A 23,711-nucleotide genomic window follows, 5' to 3' on the forward strand; every position below is an offset into this window, starting at 1 on the left:
GCGTACCCCAGCGTACAGGAGACGCCTCCTTCAGGCATCTTATTATTTGCCAATCATCGTTGACATGGTCTGGGCGATAAACTGTGCTCTGGCCCCGAAAATCACCTGTATCCCGTTATCGCCAACAAACACCACGCCGCGCGCGCCCAGCCCGTTCAGCCCGTCCCGGTCCACCGCTTCGCTCTTCGCCACTTCCAGACGCAAACGCGTGATGCAGGAGCCGACAGAATCAATGTTCTGCGCACCGCCCAGCAGGCCGATGATTTCGGTGGCAAGTTCGGAATCGGACTTGTCATTCGCGCTGGCGGTCACTTCGGTGCGGCCCGGCGTTTTCACGTCGAAACGGCGGATCACGAAGCGGAAGGTGAAATAGTAAATCAGGGCCATTGGGATACCGATGATAATGGCGCTCAGGAAGTTGGTCTGATAGCCGTTAAACGACGGCAGGATCCCGAACGACAGGTAGTCGATAAAGCCCGCCGAGAACGACTTGGCGATGTGCGCATGCAGCAGGTACATGGTCATGTACGCCAGGCCCGCCATGATGGCGTTGAAGACGTAAAGGATTGGCGCCACGAAGATAAAGGTGAACTCTACCGGCTCGGTGATGCCCGTCAGGAAGCAGGTGAGGGCGGCGGAGAAGAGAATACCGGCCGCGATTTTCTTATTCTTCGTGTGCGCTTCATGGTACATCGCAAGGCAAGCCGCAGGCAGCGCGAACAGCATCAGCGGGAACTCGCCCTGCATGAATTTCCCGGCGTTCTGGTAGGTATCGCTGCTGAAGGATTTCACCCCCTCTTCAAGCATCTTGAACCAGATGGTCTGGTCGCCGTGGATCACCTGACCCGCCTGGGTAGTGTAATCCCCGAACGAATACCAGAAGGAGGGATACCAGATGTGGTGCAGGCCGAGCGGGATCAACGCGCGCTCCACCAGCCCGAAGATAAAGGTCGAGGCCGCCTGGTTATCGCCGTTCACCACCACGGACAGGGCGTCGATCCCGGACTGAATATGCTGCCACACGTACGGCAGCAGCAGGCCGAGCAGGAACGACAGAAATGCCGTCGCAATCGCCACAAAACGCTTCCCGGAGAAGAAGCCGAGGAATTCCGGCAGCTGCATGGTGTGGAAGCGGTTGTAGCACCAGGCCGCGAGAATACCGCAGATCAGGCCGCCAAAGACGCCCATCTGCAACGTCGGAATGCCGACGACCATGGCGTATTTCCCGCCCTGGGAGGCCATTTCCGGCGTAATGCTCAGCACGGTGCTGATGGTGATGTTGGTGACAAACACCGAGACCGCCGCAGAGAGTGCCGCAATGCCGGATTCCGAAGCCAGACCGACGGCAGAGCCGATGGCGAACAGCATCGGCAGGTTATCAAAGATAACCCCGCCGGCGTTCATCATCAGCGGCAGGTGGAACTTATCGCCGAAGGCCAGCAGCAGGCCCGCAGCGGGAAGCAGTGAAATTGGCAGCATTAAGGCGCGACCAATCATCGATAACTTAGACAGCGATTTAACAAACCCTGATATCAGACTCATGCTGATTTCCCCCGAGTAGCGCTTTTTCGCGCTGTTATTGTAAGTAGAACGTTTTAGTAGAACGTTCTACTTATCGTGGGGAAAGTCTGAAAATCGCGCAACATAATTTTCACGTTTCGCCAGAGGGAATAGTGATTATTTGAAGTTGATCGATAATTAACCGTGATGGATGTGAGGGGATTGTGAGAGAAATTGCCGGGTGGCGGCTTCGCCTTACCCGGCCTACAAACGGAGACAGTACGTAGGCCCGGTAAGCGCAGCGCCACCGGGCATCAGACAGCTCAGGCCGTCACGGTCACGCTCTGACCTGCAAAGCTCACGGTCTGGCCCGCGACAATTTTGCAGCGCTTGCGGGTTTCCACCGTGCCGTCTACTTTTACCTGCCCGTCGGCGATGACGATTTTCGCCTGCGCGCCGCTTTCGCTCCAGCCTTCCAGCTTCAGCAGATCGCACAGCTCAACGTGCGGATGTTTACCTAAAGAAAAAGTTGCCATGATTACGCGTCCTCTACGTCGTGATACTCCTCGCACGCCTGCAAGGTATTCTGAATCAGTGTTGCGACCGTCATCGGGCCTACGCCGCCCGGGACCGGAGTAATATAGGAGGCGCGCGCTGCGGCATCTTCATACACCACGTCGCCAACCACTTTGCCGTTTTCCAGACGGTTAATACCCACGTCCACGACGATTGCGCCCTCTTTGATCCACTCGCCCGGAATAAAGCCCGGCTTGCCGACCGCAACGATCAGCAGATCGGCGTTTTCGACGTGATGACGCAGGTTTTTGGTGAAGCGGTGGGTGACGGTGGTGGTGCAGCCCGCCAGCAGCAGCTCCATGCTCATCGGGCGGCCCACGATGTTGGAGGCGCCAATCACCACGGCGTTCAGGCCATAGGTGTCGATGTTATAACGCTCCAGCAGCGTCACGATGCCGCGCGGGGTGCACGGACGCAGGCGCGGCGCGCGCTGGCACAGGCGGCCCACGTTATACGGATGGAAACCGTCAACGTCTTTGTCCGGCGCGATACGCTCCAGCACCTTCACGTTGTCGATGCCCGCAGGCAGCGGCAGCTGAACCAGAATGCCGTCGATCTCTTTATCGGCATTCAGGGTGTCAATCAGTTCCAGCAGTTCCGCTTCGCTGGTGGTTTCCGGCAGATCGTAAGAGCGGGAGACGAACCCCACCTCTTCACACGCTTTGCGTTTGCTGCCGACATAAATTTGCGAGGCCGGGTTGCTGCCAACCAGCACTACGGCCAGCCCTGGAGCGCGTTTTCCGGCAGCTTTACGCGCCTTCACTTTTTCCGCAACCTCAGAGCGCACCTGCTGCGCAATCGTTTTACCGTCAATAATCTTTGCTGCCATCAGAGAGAAGATTCCGTCTGTAACGTTAGAAAGGGGGGATTACCTGTATTTTGTCAGAAGCGAGCGCCGCTGTCAGTCACCCTTTACGAGATTTCATCGATGGCCCGCAAAACCCCTTCTCAGGGCATGGTCAATTTCTTAGAGGCGATTAGGATGTGACCTGGCAAAATGGCAGCGTTTTGACATATTACAAAATAGATTCCTGAGCTACTTTGTCCTCTCCGAAATAAGCCTTCAATTTTTTAATTGAACGTATTTCTTATTCCCGAATATGCGCGGGAAGGGTTATTTACATTTTAAAGGAATAGACATGAAACTCAGCAACATTGCTTCTACTGTTATTGCAACTCTGGCCCTGGTCGCGGGTGCCGCTCACGCAGAAGATCCGGTAGCACCTGTATCTGTAAACGGTGGTACGGTGCATTTTAAAGGTGAATTAGTGAATGCCGCGTGTTCAGTGAATACTGACTCTTCAGAGCAGACGGTTAATCTCGGCCAGTACCGTACCGCGAAATTCACTAAAGTGGGTGACACCACCTCCAATATTCCCTTCACCATCGAACTGAACGACTGCGATCCTGCGGTAGCGAAAACCGCTGCTGTCGCGTTTACCGGCCAGATCGACGCCACCGACAAAACGCTGCTGGCGGTAAGCTCCGGTAACAACGACAACTCCGCGAAGGGCGTAGGCATTGAGATCCTCGACAGCAAATCCTCCACGCTGACCCCGGACGGTGCAACCTTCTCTGCGGCGCAGAACCTGATTGAAGGGACTAACACCCTGAACTTCACCGCGCGCTATAAAGCCACGGCGGCGACCACCGCGCCAGGCCAGGCAAACGCGGACGCAACATTCGTAATGAAATACGAGTAATGCCTGAGTACAGGGATGTGGCTGGCCTCAGGGAAGAGGTCTTTTGATCGCCTATACCGGGAGCGAAGGATGACAAGGACTGGGATACTGCTGTGTGCCCTTGCGATTGCCTCAGCAGTAAACGCACATACCGTTGTCATAGACGGCGGCAAAGTACACCTCAGGGGAGAGCTGGTTAACGGCGGCTGCGCCGTGGCCCCGGACAGCCAGAATATGCGCGTGGATATGGGGCAATACCGCACAAACGCCTTTTCCGGCGTCGGCAGCTTTTCCACGGTTAATGTGCCTTTCACCGTACGTCTGCTGGATTGCAGCGTGGACGTCTCCCGCACCGTGGGGATCCAGTTCCAGGGAGTGACACCGGCAGAAGACCCGCAGGTTTTCCTGGCGACATCGCGGCCGGGGGAAAATGCGGTCAGCAGTGGTGTCGGACTGGCGCTTTTTGACGAACAGCAACGTCAGATCATCCCGAACGCGACGGCAGTGAGCTGGTTACCCATTAACACCCGCGAGCTGGTATTTCATTTCAGCGCCCGCTACCGCGCTATTTCCGAACACCTTGTACCAGGCACTATTCAGTCGAATGTCTGGTTTACGTTGATTTATCCCTGACGCCTGCGAACTAATTATTAAAGGTACGGTTGTGATGAACACCCTGATTAAACCTGGACTGTTTTTAACTTTTATTTTGATGATGGTTTCTGCCAGCGCGAATGCATCCGGCGGAATTGCGCTGGGCGCGACGCGCGTTATTTATCCGGCCGATGCAAAACAAACGTCGCTGGCGATCACCAACAGCAATAAACAAGAGCGCTATTTAATTAACGCGTGGATAGAAAATGCCAACGGGCAAAAGGAAAAAACCTTTGCCGTCACGCCGCCGCTGTTTGTCAGCGAGCCGGCCAGCGAAAACACCCTGCGTATTATCTACGCAGGCCCGGCGCTGCCTGCCGATCGCGAATCACTCTTTTACATGAACGTCAAAGCGATTCCCTCCGTCAGCAAAAAACATCAGGACGGCAACAACGTCCTGCAACTGGCCATTCTGTCACGCATCAAGCTGTTTGTTCGCCCGGCTAACCTGGCGATGCCGCCGGAAGAGGCGCTCTCACAGCTGCGTTTTGAGCGCGTCGGCAACCATCTTAAGGTGAGCAATGCCTCGCCGTATTACGTCACGCTGGTCAATCTGAAGCTCGGCGGTCAGACGCTGGAGAACCTGATGGTTGCCCCTAAAAGCTCGGCGCAGCAGGTGCTGCCTGCCGCAGCGAGCGGCACGCTCTCCTGGCAGAGTGTGAATGACTACGGTGCCATTACGCCGGCGCGTAGCGTCAGCCTGTGAGCAGAGACAGGGCGATGAACACTCAATGGCGTTACTGCCCGGTTGCGCTGGCACTGATGGCAACGCTCTGGCCACACGCTGGCTGGGGCGAAAGCTACTTTAACCCGGCGTTTCTCTCCGATGACGCGGCGAACGTGGCGGTTTTGTCGCGTTTTGAGAAAGGCCACCAGCAGGCACCGGGCGTCTATCGCGTCGATATCTGGCGTAACGATGAGTTTATCGGCACCCAGGACGTGCGGTTTGAGCAAGCCGACAACACGCCGCCGGTCGCGGGCGGTTTGTCGCCGTGCATTACGCGCGCGATGCTCGATCGCTTTGGCGTCAATATCGCCGCCTTCCCGGAACTGAGCAACGTGCAGGGCGAGACCTGCGTTCCGCTCACCACGGCTATTCCGGGTAGCGAAACGGCGTTCAACTTCGCCTCGTTGCGCCTTAACGTCAGTCTGCCTCAGGTGGCGATGCAAAACAGCGCCCGCGGGTATATTCCGCCTGAACAGTGGGATGAAGGCATCCCCGCCGCGCTGCTGAACTACAGCTTCACCGGCAACCGGGGCAGCGACGACGACAGCTACTATCTGAACCTGCAAAGCGGGTTGAACTATGGCGCCTGGCGATTACGCAATAACGGCGCGTGGCGTTATACCGAAAGCAACGGCCAGCGGCACAGCAGCTGGCAAAATATTGGCACCTGGGCGCAGCGTACGGTCATTCCGCTAAAAAGCGAGCTGGTGCTCGGCGACAGCAACACCGGTAACGATGTCTTCGACAGCGTCGGTTTTCGCGGTGGTCGGCTCTATTCGTCCGACAGCATGTATCCGGACAGCCTGCAAGGCTACGCGCCTACCGTACGCGGAATCGCCCGCACCCCTGCCAAAGTGGTGATCCGCCAGAACGGATACGTGATTTACCAGAGCTATGTGCAGCCGGGGGCTTTTGCGATAACTGACCTTAACCCGACCTCCTCAAGCGGTGACCTGGAGGTGACGGTGGAAGAGAAGGACGGCAGCCAGCAGCGCTACACCGTCCCGTATTCCACCGTTCCGTTGCTTCAGCGTGAAGGACGCTGGAAATACGATCTGGTGGCAGGGGACTATCGCAGCGGCAACAGCGAGCAGGACACGCCGTTCTTTACTCAGGGTACGATGATTGCGGGTCTTGCCGACGGCTACACGCTGTACGGCGGAACGCAGCTGGCCTCGCGCTATACCGCCATCGCCATTGGCGCGGGTAAAAACCTCGGTGACTGGGGGGCGGTGTCACTTGACCTCACCCATGCCCGCAGCCAGCTTGCCGATGACAGCCGCCATGAAGGGCAGTCTCTGCGGTTCCTGTATGCAAAATCCCTTAACGGATTCGGCACCAACTTCCAGCTGCTGGGCTATCGCTACTCGACCAAAGGCTTCTACACCCTCGACGATGTGGCCTGGCGCACAATGGAAGGCTACCAGTATGGCGACGATCAGGACGATGACGGCGTGCCGGACGTGCAGAGCTATCACAACCTGACGCTGAATAAAAAAGGACGTTTCCAGCTCAATATCTCCCAGTCTCTTGGCGATTACGGCTCGGTGTACGTGTCGGGCAGCCAGCAAAGTTACTGGGGCACCAGCGAGTCCAACGTCTGGTATCAGCTCGGCTACGCAGGCGGGGTGAAAGGGGTCAGCTACGCCTTATCCTGGTCATGGAACAAGGCCGTCGGCATTGAAGGAACTGACCGGATCGCCTCGTTTAACGTCTCCGTCCCGTTCAGCCTGTTCACCCGTCACGGCTACCGTCGCGATAACGCGATCGACCGGGCCTATGCCACGGCCTCAGCCAGCCGCAACAGCGACGGTGATACCAGCTGGCAGACCGGGATCAGCGGAACGCTGCTCCAGGATCGTAACCTGAACTACAGCGTCACGCAGGGTCACACCAGCAATAACGGTGCCAGCGGCAGCGCCAGCGCTAACTGGCAGGCAACGTACGGTACGCTGGGCGTGGGCTACAACTACACGCGGGATCAGCACGACCTCAACTGGCAGCTCTCCGGCGGCGTGGTAGGGCATTCAGACGGCATCACATTCAGTCAGCCGCTGGGCGATACCAACGTCTTGATCAAAGCGCCGGGCGCGTCAGGCGTGAGCGTCGAAAACCAGACCGGCGTCAAAACAGACTGGCGTGGCTATGCGGTGATGCCGTACGCCACGGTGTACCGTTACAACCGCGTGGCGCTCGACACTAACACCATGAGCAACAACACCGACATTGAAAATAACGTTTCCAGCGTCGTGCCGACGAACGGTGCGCTGGTGCGCGCCAGTTTTGACACCCGCATCGGCGTGCGTGCGTTGCTCACCGTGAAGCGTGATAACCAGCCTGTGCCGTTTGGGGCGGTGGTGCGTGAGACGCAGAGCGGCGTAACCAGCATGGTGGGAGATGACGGTCAGATTTACCTGAGCGGGCTGCCGCTGAGCGGGGAACTGCTGATTCAGTGGGGAGACGGGAAGCAGTCCCAGTGTCGTGCGCCCTACAGCCTGCCAGAACAGAGCCTGCAACAGGCGATCACACTTAAGGGGATCCGCTGTGAATAAAATCCATTATCTGGGGCTATCCCTTCTGGCATTTTTGCCGCTATCTGAGGCGTTCGCCACCGTCTGCGTCAATGAAAATGGCGTGCCGACGGAGGTGTATTACGACCTGACGGATAAATTCAACAGCTCCAATAACCAGGTGGGGCAGATTGTTACACTCAGCGAGAAGTCCCAGTGGGTGGGCGTCAACGCCGTCTGCCCTAAGGGAACGTCCGGGAACACCACCAAGCGTAGCTATGTGACCGAATTCCCGGTCACAGGCACCAGCGATGGCTACCAGTATCTGAAGCTAAACGACTATCTGGACGGGGCGATGAAAATCACCGACAGCTACGCTGGCACGTTCTATCCACCCAGAAAGTACATTCAGATGGGGAGCCATCCGAACGTGTCTAAAAACAAACCGTTTGGTGTACAGGATTCCAGCCTCGTCTTTCGGCTTAAGGTGACCCGACGCTTTATCAATATGGTGGTGATCCCCCGGGCAATCATGTTCCGGGTTTACGTCACCACGACCTCCACGGATCCGCTCACCACGCCGGTTTATACCATCAGCTACAGCGGGACCATTCAGGTGCCTCAGAGCTGTGAGATTAATGCCGGAAATGTGGTGGAGTTCGATTTCGGAGACATCGGCGCCTCTCTGTTCAGTAAAGCGGGCATCGGAAATAAGCCGGAGGGGATCTCAGCGCAAAGCAAAACCATCGGCATAAAATGCACCAACGTCGAGGCGAACGCCATGCTCACAATGCGTGTTGAAGCGGAGAAGGTTTCAGGCAGTACGCTGGTCTCTGATAACGCGGATGTGGGTTTTGTGATTGCCAACAGTAATGGCGTGCCGCTGACGCCGAACAACCTGACCAGCAAAATCCCGTTCCGTCTGGACGATAGCGCACAGGCACAGGTGGGGATCCGCGCGTGGCCTGTCAGCGTGACCGGTAAAAAACCTGCCGAGGGGCGTTTTACCTCTCGCGGCTATTTACGCGTCGACTATGACTAAGGAGCAGGTATGCGAAACGGAATGCGGTATTTAGCCGTCGCGCTCTTTGCGCTTTGCTCCCCTGCGCACGCAGAGACGGCGCTTGGGGAAATTAACATTCAGCTCTATGGCAATATCGTGGATTTTACCTGCGTGGCGGAGGGGGACGACAGCAATAAGACCGTCACGCTCGGCACCTGGCCCACGAAACAGCTCCGCACAACGGGAAGCCGGACGCAGCCTGTACCGTTCACCCTGAAGCTGACCGGATGCCCGCCGGGGGCGGCTTCGATCACATTTACGGGGAAGATGGACGGGCATGATAACAGCCTGCTGGCGCTGAATGATGCCAGCGCGGCCAGCAACGTGGCCGTGGAGATCCTCGACCGGGATAAAACGCGCCTCGCGTTGCAGCAGGCCAGCCAGACGGTGTCGGTGGATGCGCAGGGAAATGCCGAACTGTCGTTTTATGCCAATTATATCGCCACGGCGGATACCCCGCAGCCGGGCCGGGCTGATGCCGATGCAACTTTCATGATTAATTATAATTAATCGTATCCCCTCTCCCTGTAACGGTTATATGTTGCAGGGAGAGGGAAGGATTACAGTAATTCGTGCGCTTTCGCGTAATCAATTAATTCAACGATACTTTGTACGCCCAGCTTGGAAAAGATATTAGACTTATGAGCGCTAATTGTTTTGTTGCTAAGTAATAATTGATCCGCAATCTCCTTATTAGATAATCCGTTCGCCAGATATCGCAGAACCGTCACTTCACGATTCGATAATGGCATATCCACAGCGGCGCCTGTCCGGGAGCCTATATGGTTTATAAAACTCAATGTTTCTGACGGGAAAAAAGAATAGCCCGTCAGTATCATTTCCACCGCGTTATAAATTTCCCCCAGATCTTTCCGCTTACTGACAAAACCATTTGCCCCGGCGCGGATGGCGCGCCCTGCGTAGAAGGCTTCAGATTTCGAAGAGAGGAAGAGAATCTTAATCTCTTTATTTAAGTTTCTGATTCTTTTCAATAATACGAAGCCGTCCGTGCCTGTCATTTCGATATCGAGAATGACCAGGTCGATGGGGTGGTTGCGTATACAGTCAAGCACTTCGTGGCTGTCGCCTGACTTCAGTTTGACCTGGATGTTTTTATTTTTCTGTAGCAGGACTTCTATCGACATTCTGACGATAGGGTGTTCGTCCATAATGATAACGGATGCCGGTTTCATTTTTTATGCCTCAGATTGTTAAAAGCGTTATGCTGAGTTTTGTTAAAACTCTCGAAAAGCCGGAAGGATAATTACGCAGATCCTTGTACGGTAGATCCCTGGGAAGAGCGAAAGCATCCTTGTTTACGTAGTGGTGATATCAATGCCTGAGCGCAGTTATCTCATAAGGCTGTTATGGCAAAATGATTTTTCTTATTCGCGTGTCAAACACGTCTTATTATACCGTTTAAGTATTGTCCGAAAAGCCTGTAAATTAATGTCCATATATTGATGATTATTATCTTCTGTATCTGAATCGCTAACTTTTTAAAATTAGCAAAAATGTCCTGATATTGCATTTACCACACAGTTTCATCTTTATGTAATAACAAAAAATAAACGATCTTACTGTATGTTGATCAAATGTTAACAATACGCAGGTCGTGACAAAGTGTTTTCCGCCTGTCCGCTACCTCTGATGTCCGCTCTTTAGCGCGTCATCGCCTCATTTCTAACGTCTCAGGCCAGGAGGATGATCCCTTCGTCAAAACAGCACTATCTGCTGTTTTCTTCACCTCTCATCGCTTTTATTCACAGATAAATCGCTTGTTTTTACACCATTATCATCCTGTTAACGGAAACGTCAGAAACTTAACGCATGGATAAAATGACTCTCGTTTAGCGTACAGGCAGCATTTCGCATGGTTTAAGTTGAAGAATTAGGAATAGTTATAAAATCGAAAGTTTTGTTAAAAAACACAAAAAATTAACATATATCCTAAGTGTTTTCTTAAAGGTCTTTAGGAATTAAGGGGTTACTGAATACGTTAATACGTGAAATCTGAAAGGTTGTTGAGAAGATGTAGCAACTCATGACGATGATTCAGCCCAAGTTTCGCCAGGATGCAGCTGAGACGGTAAATAATGCGGCTATAGGGGCGGTTCTGTAACTGAGCAATCTGTCGCAGGGTGCTACCCTGCGACAGCGCCTGCAGGATCGGCCATTCATCACGTGAAAACCACTCTTTCCGGTGGCCGGCGGGTGACGGCGCTTCCAGCAAGGTTTGTTGCAAAGCCCGCGGCGTAAGTTGCCGTTCAATCACATGAAAAGGGCCAGCCGCTTTGCAAAACAGGCGTGTATCGTAATCATCGGCGCGGATGAGCAGGTAGGGTGTCAGGTAGGGGGCGAACAGGCTGTGGCGTCGTAATCGGTCCAGCAGGTCAATAAGCGGCGAGGCGCGGCTTTCTACATCTACCACCAGACGTGATGAAGGCCACTGATTCAGATCGCTGAGGGCGGCTTCCAGGGTGGAATAGTCACAGCAATTGCTCAAGGGAGAGTGCCCGCTCAGAAAACCGGAACGGAAAAAGTTATCCTGTGTGACCAGAACGATAAAGGGAGCATCGGTTTTGCGGGTCTGGTTGATTGACTGGCTCAAATATTCGAGACGATCAAAAAATGGGAGAGCAAAAGGCGAGTGCGTTGAACCCGGTGAATCACTTCCTGTCCGACGACGCCGGTAACGGCGTACTGTCATTCGCATAGCTTCCCTCTTGGCGATGACCGTTCAGTCCTCCTGCCATCTCCAGGATGGCCAATAATATCCCTGACCGAAGCGCGCGCCAGCCTGAAGCGCAAACTTACGGTCCGTTTCTGTTTCAATGCCTTCTATGAGTACATTTTCAGCAATTTTTGAACAAAGCGTGACCAGGTTTGCCAGAGCTGGCGTTGCACGTAAACGCCAGAAAGCGATCTTATCGATTTTTATTCCGCTTAACGGCATGCGGCAGGACAAAAACGCGCGCCCTGACGCTTCATCAATGTCATCCAACCAGATCCGATGTCCTTGCGCCGTCAACTGCTGAAGCGCACAACTCACCCTCAGACGTGCCGGGTCTGAGAGAGAAAAGAAGGAAGCAGGCTCCACGAGTTCAATGTTCAGCGGTGGGCTGTTAAGTTGCAGTAAACGCTGGAACATTTCCGGTATGGTCAGAACGGTTATCGGCAAATTTATGAAAAGGTTGTCGCAGGGAAAGGGTTTTTTTAACGCAGCGATCTGTGCTTCCAGCAGCATAAGCGCCCGAGCAGCGGACCAGTCGTGAAAAAAGCCTTCGCTTTGCTGATGCGGTGACAGCACGCTGAGCACTTCAGCCCCTACCGTGCGCGAAGAGGAGAGGGCGACAATGGGTTCAAGCTTGATGCCTGTAATGTCGTGTGAGATGTGCTGCACGCACGAGGGGAAACCTGTCTGGTCTGACGCTGTCACTCCGTCGTCCTGTTCATTTCCAGCCTCCAGGCGGCCGGGATACCGCAGGACAGTGTGAAGGGGAAGTAAACAGGAAAACAGCAGGCGTTACTTAAAAGCGGCTAAGCCTTTTCGCAGCCCGTAAAAGAGGGATAAATGTTGAAAAAACAGCCGTATTTACAATCAGCTAGTCATTAACGGCAGAGAAGGTGGAAAAGGCATTGACTCACTACGCATTGACCGTATAATTCCAGGCGTTTCATCACCGCGAAGTACACTCTTCTCCGTGCGCCCTTAGCTCAGTTGGATAGAGCAACGGCCTTCTAAGCCGTAGGTCGTAGGTTCGAATCCTACAGGGCGTGCCATTTTGAAGTCAACACACCTCTACTTAATTCGCTTTTTATCCTTTATACTCCCTGAAATTACTGAATTTTTCTGTCTCGAGCTCTACCGAGGTCAACTCAGTTATACCCAAATCAAGCGGTATCTGGGGGCCTTTGAGGGGGCTCATCTCGTTCAATGGAAATTAGGGGCCCCTTTATGCCACTAAATGCACGACAGATTGATACTGCAAAACCCAAAGAAAAAGAATACAAGCTCACTGACGGGGGCGGCCTGTATCTGCTGGTAAAGCCTAATGGTGCGAAGTACTGGCGCTTGAAGTATCGTTTTTTGGGGAAAGAGAAAAAGCTCTCTATCGGTGTTTACCCTGACATCTCTCTGGCTGATGCTCGCCTGAAGCGTGAGGAGGCTCGGAAGATCATCGCCTTAGGCGGTGATCCTGGAGAAGAGAAGAAAGCTGAGAAGTTGGCTAAAAAAGCCAATGCCGAAAATACCTTTAAAGCTATTGCAGTAGAATGGCATGGGTACAAACGATCTAACTGGTCGAAAGGCTATGCTGACGATCTGATGGAGGCCTTCGAGAACGATATCTTCCCTGATATTGGTAAGCGTCCCATTGCTGAGATCAAGCCTCTTGAAGTGCTCAGCACACTACGCAAACTCGAAAAGCGAGGTGTGCTCGATAAGCTGCGTAAAATCCGCCAAGCCTGCAATCAGGTGTTCCGCTATGCCATTGTTACCGGCAGAGCCGAAACGAACCCTGCCTCAGAATTGGCGAGTGCGCTGACTGCACCTAAATCTACCCATTACCCCCATTTGCTAGCTGATGAACTTCCTGATTTCTTACAAGCCCTTGCTGCGTATACAGGTAGCCCGATCACCCGACTGGCTACTCGAATTCTGATGTTGACTGGCGTTCGCACCGTCGAGCTCCGCCAGGCTGAATGGAAAGAGTTTGATTTCGATAAACGTACTTGGGAAGTCCCGGTTGAAAGAATGAAGATGCGCCGCCCGCATCTGGTCCCTCTATCCGATCAAGTTTTGGCATCACTTCGTGAAATTCAGGCGGTGACGGGCCGTTACAACCTGGTGTTCCCTGGCCGTAACGACATTACGAAACCGATGAGTGAAGCGAGTATTAATCAGGTACTAAAAAGGATTGGGTATCATGGCAAGGCTACAGGGCACGGTTTCCGGCACACGATGAGTACTATCCTGCATGAACAGGGCTATAACACGGCATGGATCGAATTACAGCTTGCTCATGTGGATAAGAACACCATTCGTGGCACTTACAACCATGCACAGTACCTGGAGCAGCGCAGGGAGATGTTGCAGTGGTATGGGGATTATGTGGATGGGTTAATGAATAGGATAGTGTTATCCGAATCTTTTGGGAAAACAGGATGACTCAAGGAGATGCAGGGCCATGACGATGGTCCGGCATCCCCGCCCACGATTACTCAGGTATTCCGATGACAATTTCATCAGCATTAAACCAGCCTTGGTCCATCACGAATCGGCGAACTTGTTCCGGTGACGCTGCATAGGCTACGAGGGCCAGGCTTTGCTGCGCCCTGCTGCAGGTAACATAGAACAGTCGGCGAACTGCTTCAACCGAGGGATCGGTAACGCTTTTTGCCCCGAAAAGGTTCTCATATTTGAACATAAAACCCCGGGCTTCTTCATCGTCCATAATGACCATCACACGTTCGAATTCGAGTCCTTTCACACCTTGGTGAGTATCGAAAGGCGCTTTTCCAGATACGTAGGATGCAAATTTTTCGACCTGAGAGAAAGGGGCAAGTAAAAACTCGCCTATCGCCATTGTACGCTCACTCTGGTGGTCGGCATCACTTTCATCGACATACGGTGTTACGCTAGGTAGCGTATTATCGCTTGCTATACAGAGCTGCAGAGATTCAGGAATAGGCAAGAGCGCGCTATCCGCTACGAAGCGAAGGACATCGCCAAGCGAAGGATCAGAACCCTGTGCGAACAATGCCATAAGGCGTTCCATTGCTGCCGATGCTAACTTCAGTTGCGAGCGTTGATCTGCTGCGTATTGCAAGGCATCTGGGCTGACTAGCGACGATCGTTTTTTTAGAATTCTGGCTATGGAAAAACGGTCTTCGGCAAACTTTGCCTGAATTAATGGCAGCATCTCATCAGTAAAGAATCGAACGCAGGGTAAAGAGCCATCAATAAGATTGGTTCGCCAACTTTTCACGCTATACAAAGGGGCAAACAGCTCTAAAAAGCCTAACCGACTGGCGGCCATGTGATGTTCCAATGTGAGGCATTTGCAGAGCGCCAAATTCCGCCATTGTTCATCATCGGCAACCTCGGCCATATACATCGCAATTTTTCGCTCGGCAGCAGGTTTATCAACGGTATGATTAGGAAGCACGAAAAGCCTCACACTGCCTTCAAGGCTGTTGGTTCGTGGCCGTTGTATCTGTTTGTCCACTGCGCTACGTACGGTGTTAATTAATTTTACGATGCGTTTTGGGCAACGGTGATTCATCTGTTTTCCGGGGGTTGCCCAGTCGGCAGGCAGATTTTTATCTAGTCCGTCTTTACCATCGCTATAAATACGCTGCATCATGTCGCCAATCAGACCGAGAACGAATGTCTCTTTATGTTGAGCCTGAACGGCAAATAAGGCTTCTATCAGAAATTTATTGGTATCCTGACTCTCATCGATAAGCAGAATGGGATTACGGCCGATCAAGATGTTCTGCATGGTCGGTTTTGTTGTTAAAAAATAGGCGGTGAGATGAATCACCTCCGCATGATTCAGCGAATCGCGGCCGAGATTTTCTCCGGTTGGGCTGTAAACAAAACGTTTGACGTTATCGAGGTTTTGAAGGCGTTTGGTTCTCGAGGCGATTTTTTTTAAGCGGGTTCTTGATGCCTCCGTACCTTTTCTCCCTTTTGCTTCTTCTGCTTCAAGCTTTGTGATATCGGTGGTTATTTTCGCGCGAAGCCATTCACGGATATCACGGTTAAGCCCTTCTATCAGCGACCAGGCGAAGCTATGTATAGTCGAAACGTCTATAGTCGGATCAAAATCCAGGCGGCGTTGAATTTCTTCGCTCGCCGCATTGGTATAAGTGATGACAGCGACTCGTTGTCCTTTCAGCCGAAGTTCATCCCCGAATGTGTCGCGCACATACTGGAGAGCGGATACCAGCGATCTTGTCTTTCCTGAACCGGCGCCGGCAAAAAGGAAGAAACTTTTTGGGGTGTCGAGGTCAAGACATTTTCTGATTTCCGCATCAGCCGGCATGTCTATCTCATCGTCGGGAATTATAGTTTCCAGCCTGCTCACTCTCCCACCTCCGTTTTTCCAAGAACATCATATTCTTTACGTTTCAGCTGTTCTGCTAGCCAGACTAACCCCTCGTCAATGTACTGTGGGACCTTCAGCCGCTCGATTTCCTCACTAAAAAGGACATCGAGAGCAAATTCGGCCTTTGTCCCATTTTTCAGTGCCTCAAATATCTTTCTTGCCAATTCGCTGAGATCGGCGGACTCCTTTAGCGCTTCACGAAACTTTGCGATGAGCCCATAACCGTCCAGGTTGGCGAATAGCCCCGGATTTTCATACACGAGGGCATCTTCGAAAGTGTTGGCTACTGCTTCAAGCGCTTCTTCAGACTTGAATGGCATGAAAATAGGTGTTTGATACGCCACCCGGATGGCATAGCCGCCTGGTTCGGCAAGCACTTTGCGCTCACTTTCCATGTCGAGGAGTGCATCGAAAGATTCTTCCTTAGGTAGCCACGTTTTCACTGTCTCATTGCGGGCTCGTTGGCCCATGCCTCGTTTCGGGACAACCGCAGCATTGGTGGTGCCGTCTTTGGCGTCAATGTCTGTGATGATCAGGGTATTGAGACCCAGATGTTCAATCAAATTCTTCAATCGGTGTGCATGGCTCCCGCCTATTTCAAGCCATGTGATATAGCTACGCTTTAAGTAAGCATAGGCTTCACGCTCACGAACAAAATGGGGAACGAGAATACGCTCAGCCGGACCTTCCACGAGTATCGCTCCATCGGCGAAGAAGAGATCGCAGTGGGTAGCTTTCAAATATCGTTTCACGAAACGTTCGGTTTTGTCTTTGCCATCGAAGACTTCCGAAAGATTGATAACGGAAGTCAAGGGTACAGCACCGCTTTGTGCGAGTGCTGGTAGCCGCCGAAAGTAACGCAAAGACGAAAACTCAGCTTCATGGGTAAGGTGGCTGGAGTGGGTACTGATGATCAGTTGAGTTTGAAGGCGTGAAGAATCCTTTAGCTTGTCATGTTTTCGCAGAACACCGTAGGCTTGCTTAATAAAAACTTGCTGAACTTGTGCATGTAAATGCGCTTCAGGTTCTTCAATCAAAACTAGATGAAGCGGTGGAATGAGAGTTTCTTCCGCCACCTTTGATTTTCCAGCCTTTCCGACTTTCATCCAGTTATCACGAAATGCCATGAGTGCGAAGACGATGGAGACGAGATTTTGGTAACCAAGTCCGTTCGAATCTTCGGGAAGGCGATGTGCGCCAAAAGAACCGGTAACATGGGTTGGCACTTCGTATTGCACGGCGGACGGATGATTAAGCCCATCGATAGGCCTGATGTTGGTGGTTATTGTCAGCTTGGGGTCGGTAACGCCGGGATAGCCAATATTTTCCAGTTCGGTCAAGGCATCTGAGAAGCAATCTGCTAAACGCGTGCCGAAAGCCGTTTGTGCTTCATGCAATGCCATCAACGCCTGAAGGTCTTTGGGTTCCGGCGTATCGAAAGGATCCAAGTGTTGGCTATAGTAGTTGCGCAGCTGGCTGGAAAGTTTTTTCCCCATTCTGGGTTCAGCCATATCCTCACGTGATTCGTTACCCCGCGTATACCCTGTTTGATCGCTGTGCCCAAATCCACGCTGTGCGCTAATCTCGTCGATACGAATAAGACCATTAAACGGATCCCCGCCATCGATAGGGTCACTGCTTTCTGGGAGTGTTTGAGGGGAGGCTCTACCTTCTTCCGGCATTTTCAGTTTTGAAGGATCAAGCAAATAAGCACGGATCTCGAAAGTAGAGCGCATTCTTTGGGCTAAAAACTCCATCATCGAACGCGGCCAAAGTGCAAATGCGGTTGTGGAGCTTACTTGTTCACCGTACTCTTTAGCTTGGGCCATAACTTCGGCGGCTGCGCGTTTTGCCGTGAGATATTCGTGTTGCAGTGCGTCAGGGTCCTTGGGTTCAAAACGGAGGCGCACACCTATGCTTTCCCCATCCCAATCCAGCGTGGGCAAAATCTTTTGTACGTGATGAAGTTCATTTGGAGGAACGTCGAGCCATACATCCAGGAATGGTGAGAAGCGATCCCACTGAATCGGCTCTTGGTCATCAGGGGCTGCTTCCCATTGCATAGCTGCTGCATCAATTTGTGGCCAATAAGATAGGGTGAGGTCATTGATGGAGAAACCAGAGCGTTCAACCAGAAATCGACGAAGTGCAATCATAGCGGATGTTTTCCCGCTGTTGTTGGCTCCGACGAAAATAGTTGTTTTCTCTGAAAAATCTATATGAACTGCTTTCAATTTGCGAAAGTTAGCGATTTCTATGTGTTTTATCCGCATAATTACCCCACGAGATATCTTATTTTCTGAACTGCAAGCGTGGAAAGAGGAAGGTAATTCCCTATTTCTTATGTTGGCAGAGTTTTACTCATTAAACCATTAAATTAATACAGGTGTGCGAGCATGGCCAAGCCTTGTTTCGAAATCATGTGACCCACCTTTCATTGTTCGCTTTATATCGACAATTAATCTGGTATTAAGTAAGGCTAACCAAAATAATGATTTCAAACTAATCATTGCAACGGGAATGATTTCCTTGTGGATTTAATGAGTGAGATTTTAATAATATAAGCGACAGCCTCCTGCTTAGAAATTTGAGGGGGAGCTGCTGGCGGCTTCGCTATCGGTTTCTGGGCAAAGAGAAAGCGCTCGCTCTGGGAGTCTATCATGAAGTCTCGTTATCAGAAGCAAGGGAAAAACGCGATGCGGCGAGGAAGCTGATAGCTGAGGGAACTGACCACATTACTTGACTATCTGGATAGCATCTATACGAAGCTAAATGTCAACATTTAATGAAGAAAAGACCACGGTAACGGCATGTCTTTAGCGCTCTTCAGCCTTCTTTATCAAACATTGATAATTGGTGGATAATAAATTAACAATTATCAGTTAGTATTGAAGAAATATTTATTTTTATAAATTCAACTGTAAAAGTAAAAATAGCACTTGTAGGGTAAGTATCTTGAAAAAAAACATCATCTATGAATTGCTCTCGGGAAGGTTCGTTCCTGCTCCTGTATGGAGAAAGAAGAGCTTTCGTGCAAAGTTCTTACTTCGACTTATTTTATACTATTCAGCGACTAAAAAAGTACTATCCATTTTAACTCAAAAAAGTGAGTTAAAATGGGTGTTGTATAATCAACACACATTTCCTTGTAAGCCGCATCGACAATATTTGACGCGTAACCTCAATGCAAAACAACGCGCATCAGCAATTGTTAGCCATTACCAGTATGTGTCATCTCTTAATAGCAGAATACTGTCCAACGCATTGATAAAACGAGAAGAAACAGTTTTGGTCGAACTCATCGGCAGAGAAGAGACCCATTTTACTATTTCAGTATCCTGTGCGCATAAAGCTGAACGAGAAGGTGAGTCAACGTTATGGTTACGTGGCGACAATAAAGAGCTACTTGCCAGCATGACCTTTTCGGCCGTGTCTGAAGAAGGTGAATGGCATTTCATCATTGGTGGTCTACAAGGTCCTGGTCAGCACGTACCCCGCGAGGCTATCAAAGAAGCTACCCGTGCTCTGTCAGGCATTTTCCCAAAACGTGTTTTGATGGAATTTATTAGCCGCCTCGCTGAGTTCACCTCAGTGCATGCTATTTATGGCGTTAGCGATAATGGGCATGTCTTTCGCTCACTGCGCTATCGGCTGAGCAAAGGTCAGCATTTGCATGCAAGTTATGATGATTTCTGGTCGCTGATAGGTGGGATAAAACAGAATTCGTGGCGCTGGCAACTACCTTTGACGTTTGAAAGGAAATCATTGGAACATATCCCTAGCAAAAAGCGAGCGGAGTATCGTCGGCGATTCAAAATTTTAGATGATATAGCAGAGCAAGTTCGCACACTTAATACGGCGTGCCTATGCGCGAAATAAGTTTAATGAGGCTATCATGCTCATTATTGGGCAATTTTTAGTGAGTCAAGTAACCAGTACGTTGCTCCTCTAATTCAGAGAAAAAAATGTTGCCATCAGTCAGTCGGCCAGCCCTACAACCAATCGATTCTTCGTCACAAAATAAGACACTTTGCCAGCAATGTGACATGTTGGCAGTGTTGCCGCCGTTGTCCCATGGCAGCAAAGCGGTATGCTCGCGCTGCAAAACCACGCTCAGCACCCGCTGGGACGAGCCGCGCAAGCGGCCGATCGGTTACGCGCTCAGCGCCTTGTTCATGCTGGTGCTGGCCAACATTTTCCCGTTTATCAACATGCGCGTCGCCGGCCTCGGCAACGAAATCCGGCTGATCCAAATCCCGGAAGTGATGGTGGCGGAAGACTACGCCAGCATGGCCACCTTGTTTATGGTGTTCGTGCAGCTGATCCCAGCGTTTTGCATGGTGGCGATTATCCTGCTGTGCGCCAGAGTGCGCTTGCCGCTGGGGCTCAAAGAGTGGATGGCTCGGGTGCTGTTCCAGTTCAAGACCTGGTGCATGGTGGAAATTTTCCTCGCCGGGGTGCTGGTCAGCTTCGTCAAGCTGATGGCTTACGGTGATATCGGCATCGGCAGCAGCTTCGTGCCGTATTGCCTGTTCTGCCTGCTGCAGGTGCGCGCCTTCCAGTGCGTGGATCGGCGCTGGCTGTGGCAGGACATCGAACCGGCGCCGTGCCTCGATCGCCCGCTGACGGTGGGGCGCACCGGCATGAGCCAGGGCGTGCGCTCCTGCGCGTGCTGCACGGCGATCCTGCCGGCCAGTCAGGTGCGCTGCCCGCGCTGTCACACCAAGGGCTACGTGCGCCGCCGCCACAGCCTGCAATGGACGCTGGCATTGCTGGTGACTTCTGTCATGCTTTATATACCGGCTAATCTGATGCCGATCATGGTGACCGAGGCGCTGGGCAACAAGATGAACTCCACCATCATGGCAGGGGTGATCCTGCTGTGGGGAGACGGTTCTTACCCGGTGGCGATGGTGATTTTCATCGCCAGTATCATGGTGCCGTCGCTGAAAATGCTGGCGATCGGCTGGCTGTGCTGGGACGCCAACGGCAGGAAGAAGCCGCGCGCCGACAGCGAGCGTATGCATCTGATTTATGAAGTGGTCGAGTTCGTTGGCCGCTGGTCAATGATCGACGTGTTTGTGATCGCAGTATTATCGGCGCTGGTGCGAATGGGGCAGTTGATGAGCATTTACCCCGCGACGGGCGCGGTGTTGTTCGCACTGGTGGTGATCCTCACCATGTTCGCCGCCATGACATTTGATCCCCGGCTGACCTGGGATCGCGCAAGTGAAACAATCAACAAGGAGCCGCAAGGTGACGGAAAATAATCATAGCGTCGCGGACGTTGAGAAGATAAAACGCTGGTCGCCGGTGTGGATTATTCCCATCGTGACCGCGCTGATCGGCGCCTGGATCCTGTTTTACCACTTCAGCCATCAGGGGCCGGTGGTGACGCTGGTTACTACGACGGCGGAAGGGCTGGAAGCGGGTAAAACCAAAATCAAAAGCCGCAGCGTTGACGTCGGGGTGGTGGAAACCGTCACGCTGAGTGATGACATGAGCAAGGTAATGGTGCAGGCACGCCTCAATTCCGGTATGGAGAAATTGTTGCACCAGGACTCCGCCTTTTGGGTGGTGAAGCCGCAGATCGGCCATGAAGGCGTCTCCGGCTTGGGTACGCTGCTCTCCGGCGCCTATATCGAACTGCAGCCGGGCAGCAAGGGTAAAGACGGCAAAGACAACTATCAGCTGCTCGACGCGCCACCTTTGGCCCCACCGGATGCCAAAGGGCTGCGCATCGTACTGGACAGCGAGAAATCAGGCCAGCTCAATGCCGGCGATCCAGTGCTGTTCCGCGGCTATCGTGTTGGCTCGGTGGAGACCAGCTACTTCGATCCTAAAGCGCGCGCCATGCGCTATCAGCTGTTCATCACCGCGCCTTACGACCAACTGGTTACCACCAATGTGCGCTTCTGGAAAGACAGCGGCGTGGCGTTCGACATGTCGGCGCAGGGCATGCGGGTGGAGATGAGCTCGCTGACCACGTTGTTTAGTGACGGTGTCAGCTTCGATGTGCCGGACGGTTGGGGCCGCGGTGAGCAGGCGAAAGAGAAGGCGGAATACCAGCTGTTCGACAACCAGCGCAGTACGCAGGATTCGCTGTATACCGAGTATAAGGAATACCTGCTGTTCTTCTCCGATTCGGTACGAGGCCTGCAGCCGGGCGCGCCGGTCGAGTTCCGTGGCATCCGCCTGGGCACGGTGGCGCAGGTGCCATTCTATAAAGAGGGCATGGCGCAGCGTCTGGATAACGATTATCGCATTCCGGTGCTGATCCGCATCGAACCAGATCGACTGCATAAACAGCTGGGCGGCAAATTCGATATCGAATGGCACTTGAAAGACGCCGAGTCACGCGGTCTGCGTGCTTCGATGAAGTCCGCCAACTTGCTGCTTGGTTCGTTGTACATTGATCTCGACTTCTATCCGCAGGAGAAACCGTGGAAAGGACCGCGTGAGGATTTCGGTTATCCGCTGATGCCGACCACCAGCGGCGGTCTGGCGCAGATCCAGCAGAAACTGATGCTGGCGCTGGATAAGATTAATTCGATGCCGATCAATCCGATGATCAACGAAGCGACCAAGACGCTGGCGGAAAGCCAGAAAACGTTGAAGTCGACGCAGCAGACCATGAAGTCGTTGAACGACATCATCGCCAGCAAAGAGATGCAGGCGCTGCCGCAGGATATGCAGAAAACGCTGCTGGAGCTGAACCGCAGCATGAAAGGATTCCAGCCTGGTTCACCGGCTTACAACAAGATGGTAGGCGACATGCAGCGCCTCGACCAGGTGTTGCGTGAGCTGCAGCCGGTGCTGCGCACCCTGAATGAGAAGAGCAACGCGCTGGTGTTTGAAGCCGCCGGCAGCACTGACCCTCAGCCGAAGAAGGCCACGAAATGATGAAATGGATCCCGGTAGCCCTGGCGCTGTTGCTCAGCGCCTGCAGCAGTTCACCACAGAAGACTTACTATCAGTTGCCGGCGCTGGGCGCGCCGGCGGTGGTCAGCAGCAGCGGCGCCTCCACGCGCCAGCTGTGGCTGGAGCACGTGAGCGTGGCGGATTATCTGGCGCAGAGCGGCGTGGTGTATCAGACCAACGACGTGCAGTATGTGATTGCCCAGAACAATCTGTGGGCCAGCCCGCTCGACCAGCAACTGCAGCAAACGCTGGTCACCAACCTGAGCAGTGCGCTGCCGGGCTGGGTGGTCTCTTCGCAGCCGATGAGCAGCGATCAGGTTGTGCTGAACGTGACCATCAGCGGTTTCCACGGCCGTTTTGACGGCAAGGCGATCATTCGCGGCGAGTGGGTGCTGAACCGCCAGGGGCGTTTGATCAAACGGCCGTTCAGTCTGGAGCTGAAACAGGGTGAGGACGGTTATGACGCCCTAGTACGCACCCTGGCGCAGGGCTGGCAGCAGGAAGCTCAGGCTATCGCTCAAATACTAAACCTCTGAGCGAAGGTTGTGCCAATCGAAAAGATACGCCAAATTCCTAGGGTAAAAGCACGTAGCTCTAAATAAGCAAGATTCATTGCCGCCATCTTCTGCTTGCGACTGATACTCGCTTTCTTGCTTGTTTCTAAACGAGCATGTTAAGCGCCATATGACGCATACTACCCAGGAGTTTAGCGGCATTACCGCGATCGACCTGACTGGCATCCTCATTCATCATGACATCGGGCACCTAGTGCAATCGGTTTTCAATTTCCCAGTATCTTCGAACAATGTTGGGAAAATGTTCGGATGTCAGCACTGCAGAACTGATATAGTAACGGTATCTAGCGACTCTTTCCCCCTACTGAATCAATGCGATAACCTATCGCTATACCCAGTGTTTGAAGCCCCTGCCAGTCAGGGTAATGAGCAGCCAGTTCCTGTGCTG

Annotated in this window: 19 protein-coding genes, 1 tRNA gene and 1 pseudogene; 13 read left to right on the forward strand and 8 right to left on the reverse strand. The window is 52.7% G+C overall.

Annotation, left to right across the window (positions count from 1 at the left end; translation table 11 throughout):
* Positions 1-42 precede the first annotated feature (42 nt).
* The 3 genes from ACQG1K_RS05425 to folD all read right to left on the reverse strand — a co-directional run bounded on the left by ACQG1K_RS05425 (position 43) and on the right by folD (position 2,905).
* Positions 43-1,542, reverse strand: coding sequence for a PTS transporter subunit EIIC (locus ACQG1K_RS05425; protein WP_003858916.1), 1,500 nt, complete (start codon positions 1,540-1,542; stop codon positions 43-45).
* A 281-nt stretch (positions 1,543-1,823) separates the two neighbouring features.
* Positions 1,824-2,036 carry a ribosome-associated protein YbcJ gene (gene ybcJ / locus ACQG1K_RS05430; protein WP_022647303.1) on the reverse strand — a complete coding sequence of 71 codons (213 nt, stop codon included), beginning with the start codon at positions 2,034-2,036 and terminating at the stop codon, positions 1,824-1,826.
* Between the two features lie 2 nt (positions 2,037-2,038).
* On the reverse strand, positions 2,039-2,905 hold the full coding sequence (folD, locus tag ACQG1K_RS05435; RefSeq protein ID WP_008499332.1) for a bifunctional methylenetetrahydrofolate dehydrogenase/methenyltetrahydrofolate cyclohydrolase FolD: 867 nt from the start codon (positions 2,903-2,905) through the stop codon (positions 2,039-2,041).
* Between the two features lie 310 nt (positions 2,906-3,215).
* On the opposite strand from folD, the gene fimA reads away from it, so the two are divergent.
* From fimA to sfmF, 6 genes are all read left to right on the forward strand, one after another.
* Positions 3,216-3,779, forward strand: a complete 564-nt coding sequence (gene fimA / locus ACQG1K_RS05440) for a type 1 fimbrial major subunit FimA (protein ID WP_022647305.1) — start codon at positions 3,216-3,218, stop codon at positions 3,777-3,779.
* A 69-nt stretch (positions 3,780-3,848) separates the two neighbouring features.
* Positions 3,849-4,391 carry a type 1 fimbrial protein subunit FimI gene (gene fimI / locus ACQG1K_RS05445; RefSeq protein ID WP_023305613.1) on the forward strand — a complete coding sequence of 181 codons (543 nt, stop codon included), beginning with the start codon at positions 3,849-3,851 and terminating at the stop codon, positions 4,389-4,391.
* Positions 4,392-4,425: 34 nt separating this feature from the next.
* Positions 4,426-5,118, forward strand: a complete 693-nt coding sequence (fimC, locus tag ACQG1K_RS05450; RefSeq protein WP_022647307.1) for a type 1 fimbria chaperone FimC — start codon at positions 4,426-4,428, stop codon at positions 5,116-5,118.
* 14 nt (positions 5,119-5,132) lie between these two features.
* A complete protein-coding gene (locus tag ACQG1K_RS05455; RefSeq protein ID WP_367075331.1) occupies positions 5,133-7,691 on the forward strand; it encodes a fimbrial biogenesis usher protein in 2,559 nt (852 codons plus the stop codon).
* Entirely contained in the window at positions 7,684-8,691 is a 1,008-nt protein-coding gene (gene fimH, locus ACQG1K_RS05460) for a type 1 fimbria D-mannose specific adhesin FimH (RefSeq protein WP_022647309.1), read from the forward strand. The genes ACQG1K_RS05455 and fimH overlap by 8 nt, the downstream gene beginning before the upstream one ends.
* A 9-nt stretch (positions 8,692-8,700) precedes the next feature.
* On the forward strand, positions 8,701-9,222 hold the full coding sequence (sfmF, locus tag ACQG1K_RS05465; RefSeq protein WP_367075333.1) for a fimbria assembly protein: 522 nt from the start codon (positions 8,701-8,703) through the stop codon (positions 9,220-9,222).
* Between the two features lie 50 nt (positions 9,223-9,272).
* Here sfmF and fimZ read toward each other — a convergent pair whose 3' ends face one another.
* From fimZ to ACQG1K_RS05480, 3 genes are all read right to left on the reverse strand, one after another.
* Positions 9,273-9,905, reverse strand: a complete 633-nt coding sequence (gene fimZ / locus ACQG1K_RS05470; protein WP_045621276.1) for a fimbria biosynthesis transcriptional regulator FimZ — start codon at positions 9,903-9,905, stop codon at positions 9,273-9,275.
* An 806-nt stretch (positions 9,906-10,711) separates the two neighbouring features.
* Positions 10,712-11,428, reverse strand: coding sequence for a response regulator transcription factor (locus tag ACQG1K_RS05475; RefSeq protein WP_023299489.1), 717 nt, complete (start codon positions 11,426-11,428; stop codon positions 10,712-10,714).
* 24 nt (positions 11,429-11,452) lie between these two features.
* Positions 11,453-12,115 (reverse strand): EAL domain-containing protein, encoded by a 663-nt coding sequence (locus ACQG1K_RS05480; protein WP_032670951.1) that lies wholly within the window; start codon positions 12,113-12,115, stop codon positions 11,453-11,455.
* Positions 12,116-12,418: 303 nt separating this feature from the next.
* On the opposite strand from ACQG1K_RS05480, the gene ACQG1K_RS05485 reads away from it, so the two are divergent.
* Both ACQG1K_RS05485 and ACQG1K_RS05490 read left to right on the forward strand, forming a co-directional pair.
* Positions 12,419-12,495 (forward strand) — tRNA-Arg (locus tag ACQG1K_RS05485).
* A gap of 175 nt (positions 12,496-12,670) precedes the next feature.
* The gene (locus ACQG1K_RS05490; RefSeq protein ID WP_032730959.1) at positions 12,671-13,882 is read left to right on the forward strand and encodes a tyrosine-type recombinase/integrase; all 1,212 of its coding nucleotides are present in this window, start codon (positions 12,671-12,673) and stop codon (positions 13,880-13,882) included.
* Positions 13,883-13,931: 49 nt separating this feature from the next.
* Here ACQG1K_RS05490 and ACQG1K_RS05495 read toward each other — a convergent pair whose 3' ends face one another.
* Positions 13,932-15,806 carry a UvrD-helicase domain-containing protein gene (locus ACQG1K_RS05495; RefSeq protein ID WP_197971206.1) on the reverse strand — a complete coding sequence of 625 codons (1,875 nt, stop codon included), beginning with the start codon at positions 15,804-15,806 and terminating at the stop codon, positions 13,932-13,934.
* The gene (locus tag ACQG1K_RS05500) at positions 15,803-18,100 is read right to left on the reverse strand and encodes an AAA family ATPase (RefSeq protein WP_032729476.1); all 2,298 of its coding nucleotides are present in this window, start codon (positions 18,098-18,100) and stop codon (positions 15,803-15,805) included. Before ACQG1K_RS05500 ends, ACQG1K_RS05495 begins: the two co-directional genes overlap by 4 nt.
* A gap of 287 nt (positions 18,101-18,387) precedes the next feature.
* On the opposite strand from ACQG1K_RS05500, the pseudogene ACQG1K_RS05505 reads away from it, so the two are divergent.
* The 5 genes and pseudogenes from ACQG1K_RS05505 to pqiC all read left to right on the forward strand — a co-directional run.
* A pseudogene (locus tag ACQG1K_RS05505) lies at positions 18,388-18,558 on the forward strand (Arm DNA-binding domain-containing protein); the annotation flags it as partial.
* Between the two features lie 224 nt (positions 18,559-18,782).
* Complete coding sequence (locus ACQG1K_RS05510; RefSeq protein ID WP_004856920.1) at positions 18,783-19,706, forward strand: VirK/YbjX family protein; 924 nt, start codon at positions 18,783-18,785, stop codon at positions 19,704-19,706.
* 86 nt (positions 19,707-19,792) lie between these two features.
* Positions 19,793-21,097 (forward strand): membrane integrity-associated transporter subunit PqiA, encoded by a 1,305-nt coding sequence (gene pqiA, locus ACQG1K_RS05515; protein WP_072023557.1) that lies wholly within the window; start codon positions 19,793-19,795, stop codon positions 21,095-21,097.
* A complete protein-coding gene (pqiB, locus tag ACQG1K_RS05520) occupies positions 21,084-22,730 on the forward strand; it encodes an intermembrane transport protein PqiB (protein WP_004856914.1) in 1,647 nt (548 codons plus the stop codon). The genes pqiA and pqiB overlap by 14 nt, the downstream gene beginning before the upstream one ends.
* Positions 22,727-23,284, forward strand: a complete 558-nt coding sequence (gene pqiC / locus ACQG1K_RS05525) for a membrane integrity-associated transporter subunit PqiC (protein WP_004856911.1) — start codon at positions 22,727-22,729, stop codon at positions 23,282-23,284. The genes pqiB and pqiC overlap by 4 nt, the downstream gene beginning before the upstream one ends.
* Positions 23,285-23,711: the final 427 nt, after the last annotated feature.

This window comes from Enterobacter cloacae complex sp. 402C9 (genome assembly GCF_050030745.1).
GTDB lineage: Bacteria > Pseudomonadota > Gammaproteobacteria > Enterobacterales > Enterobacteriaceae > Enterobacter > Enterobacter intestinihominis.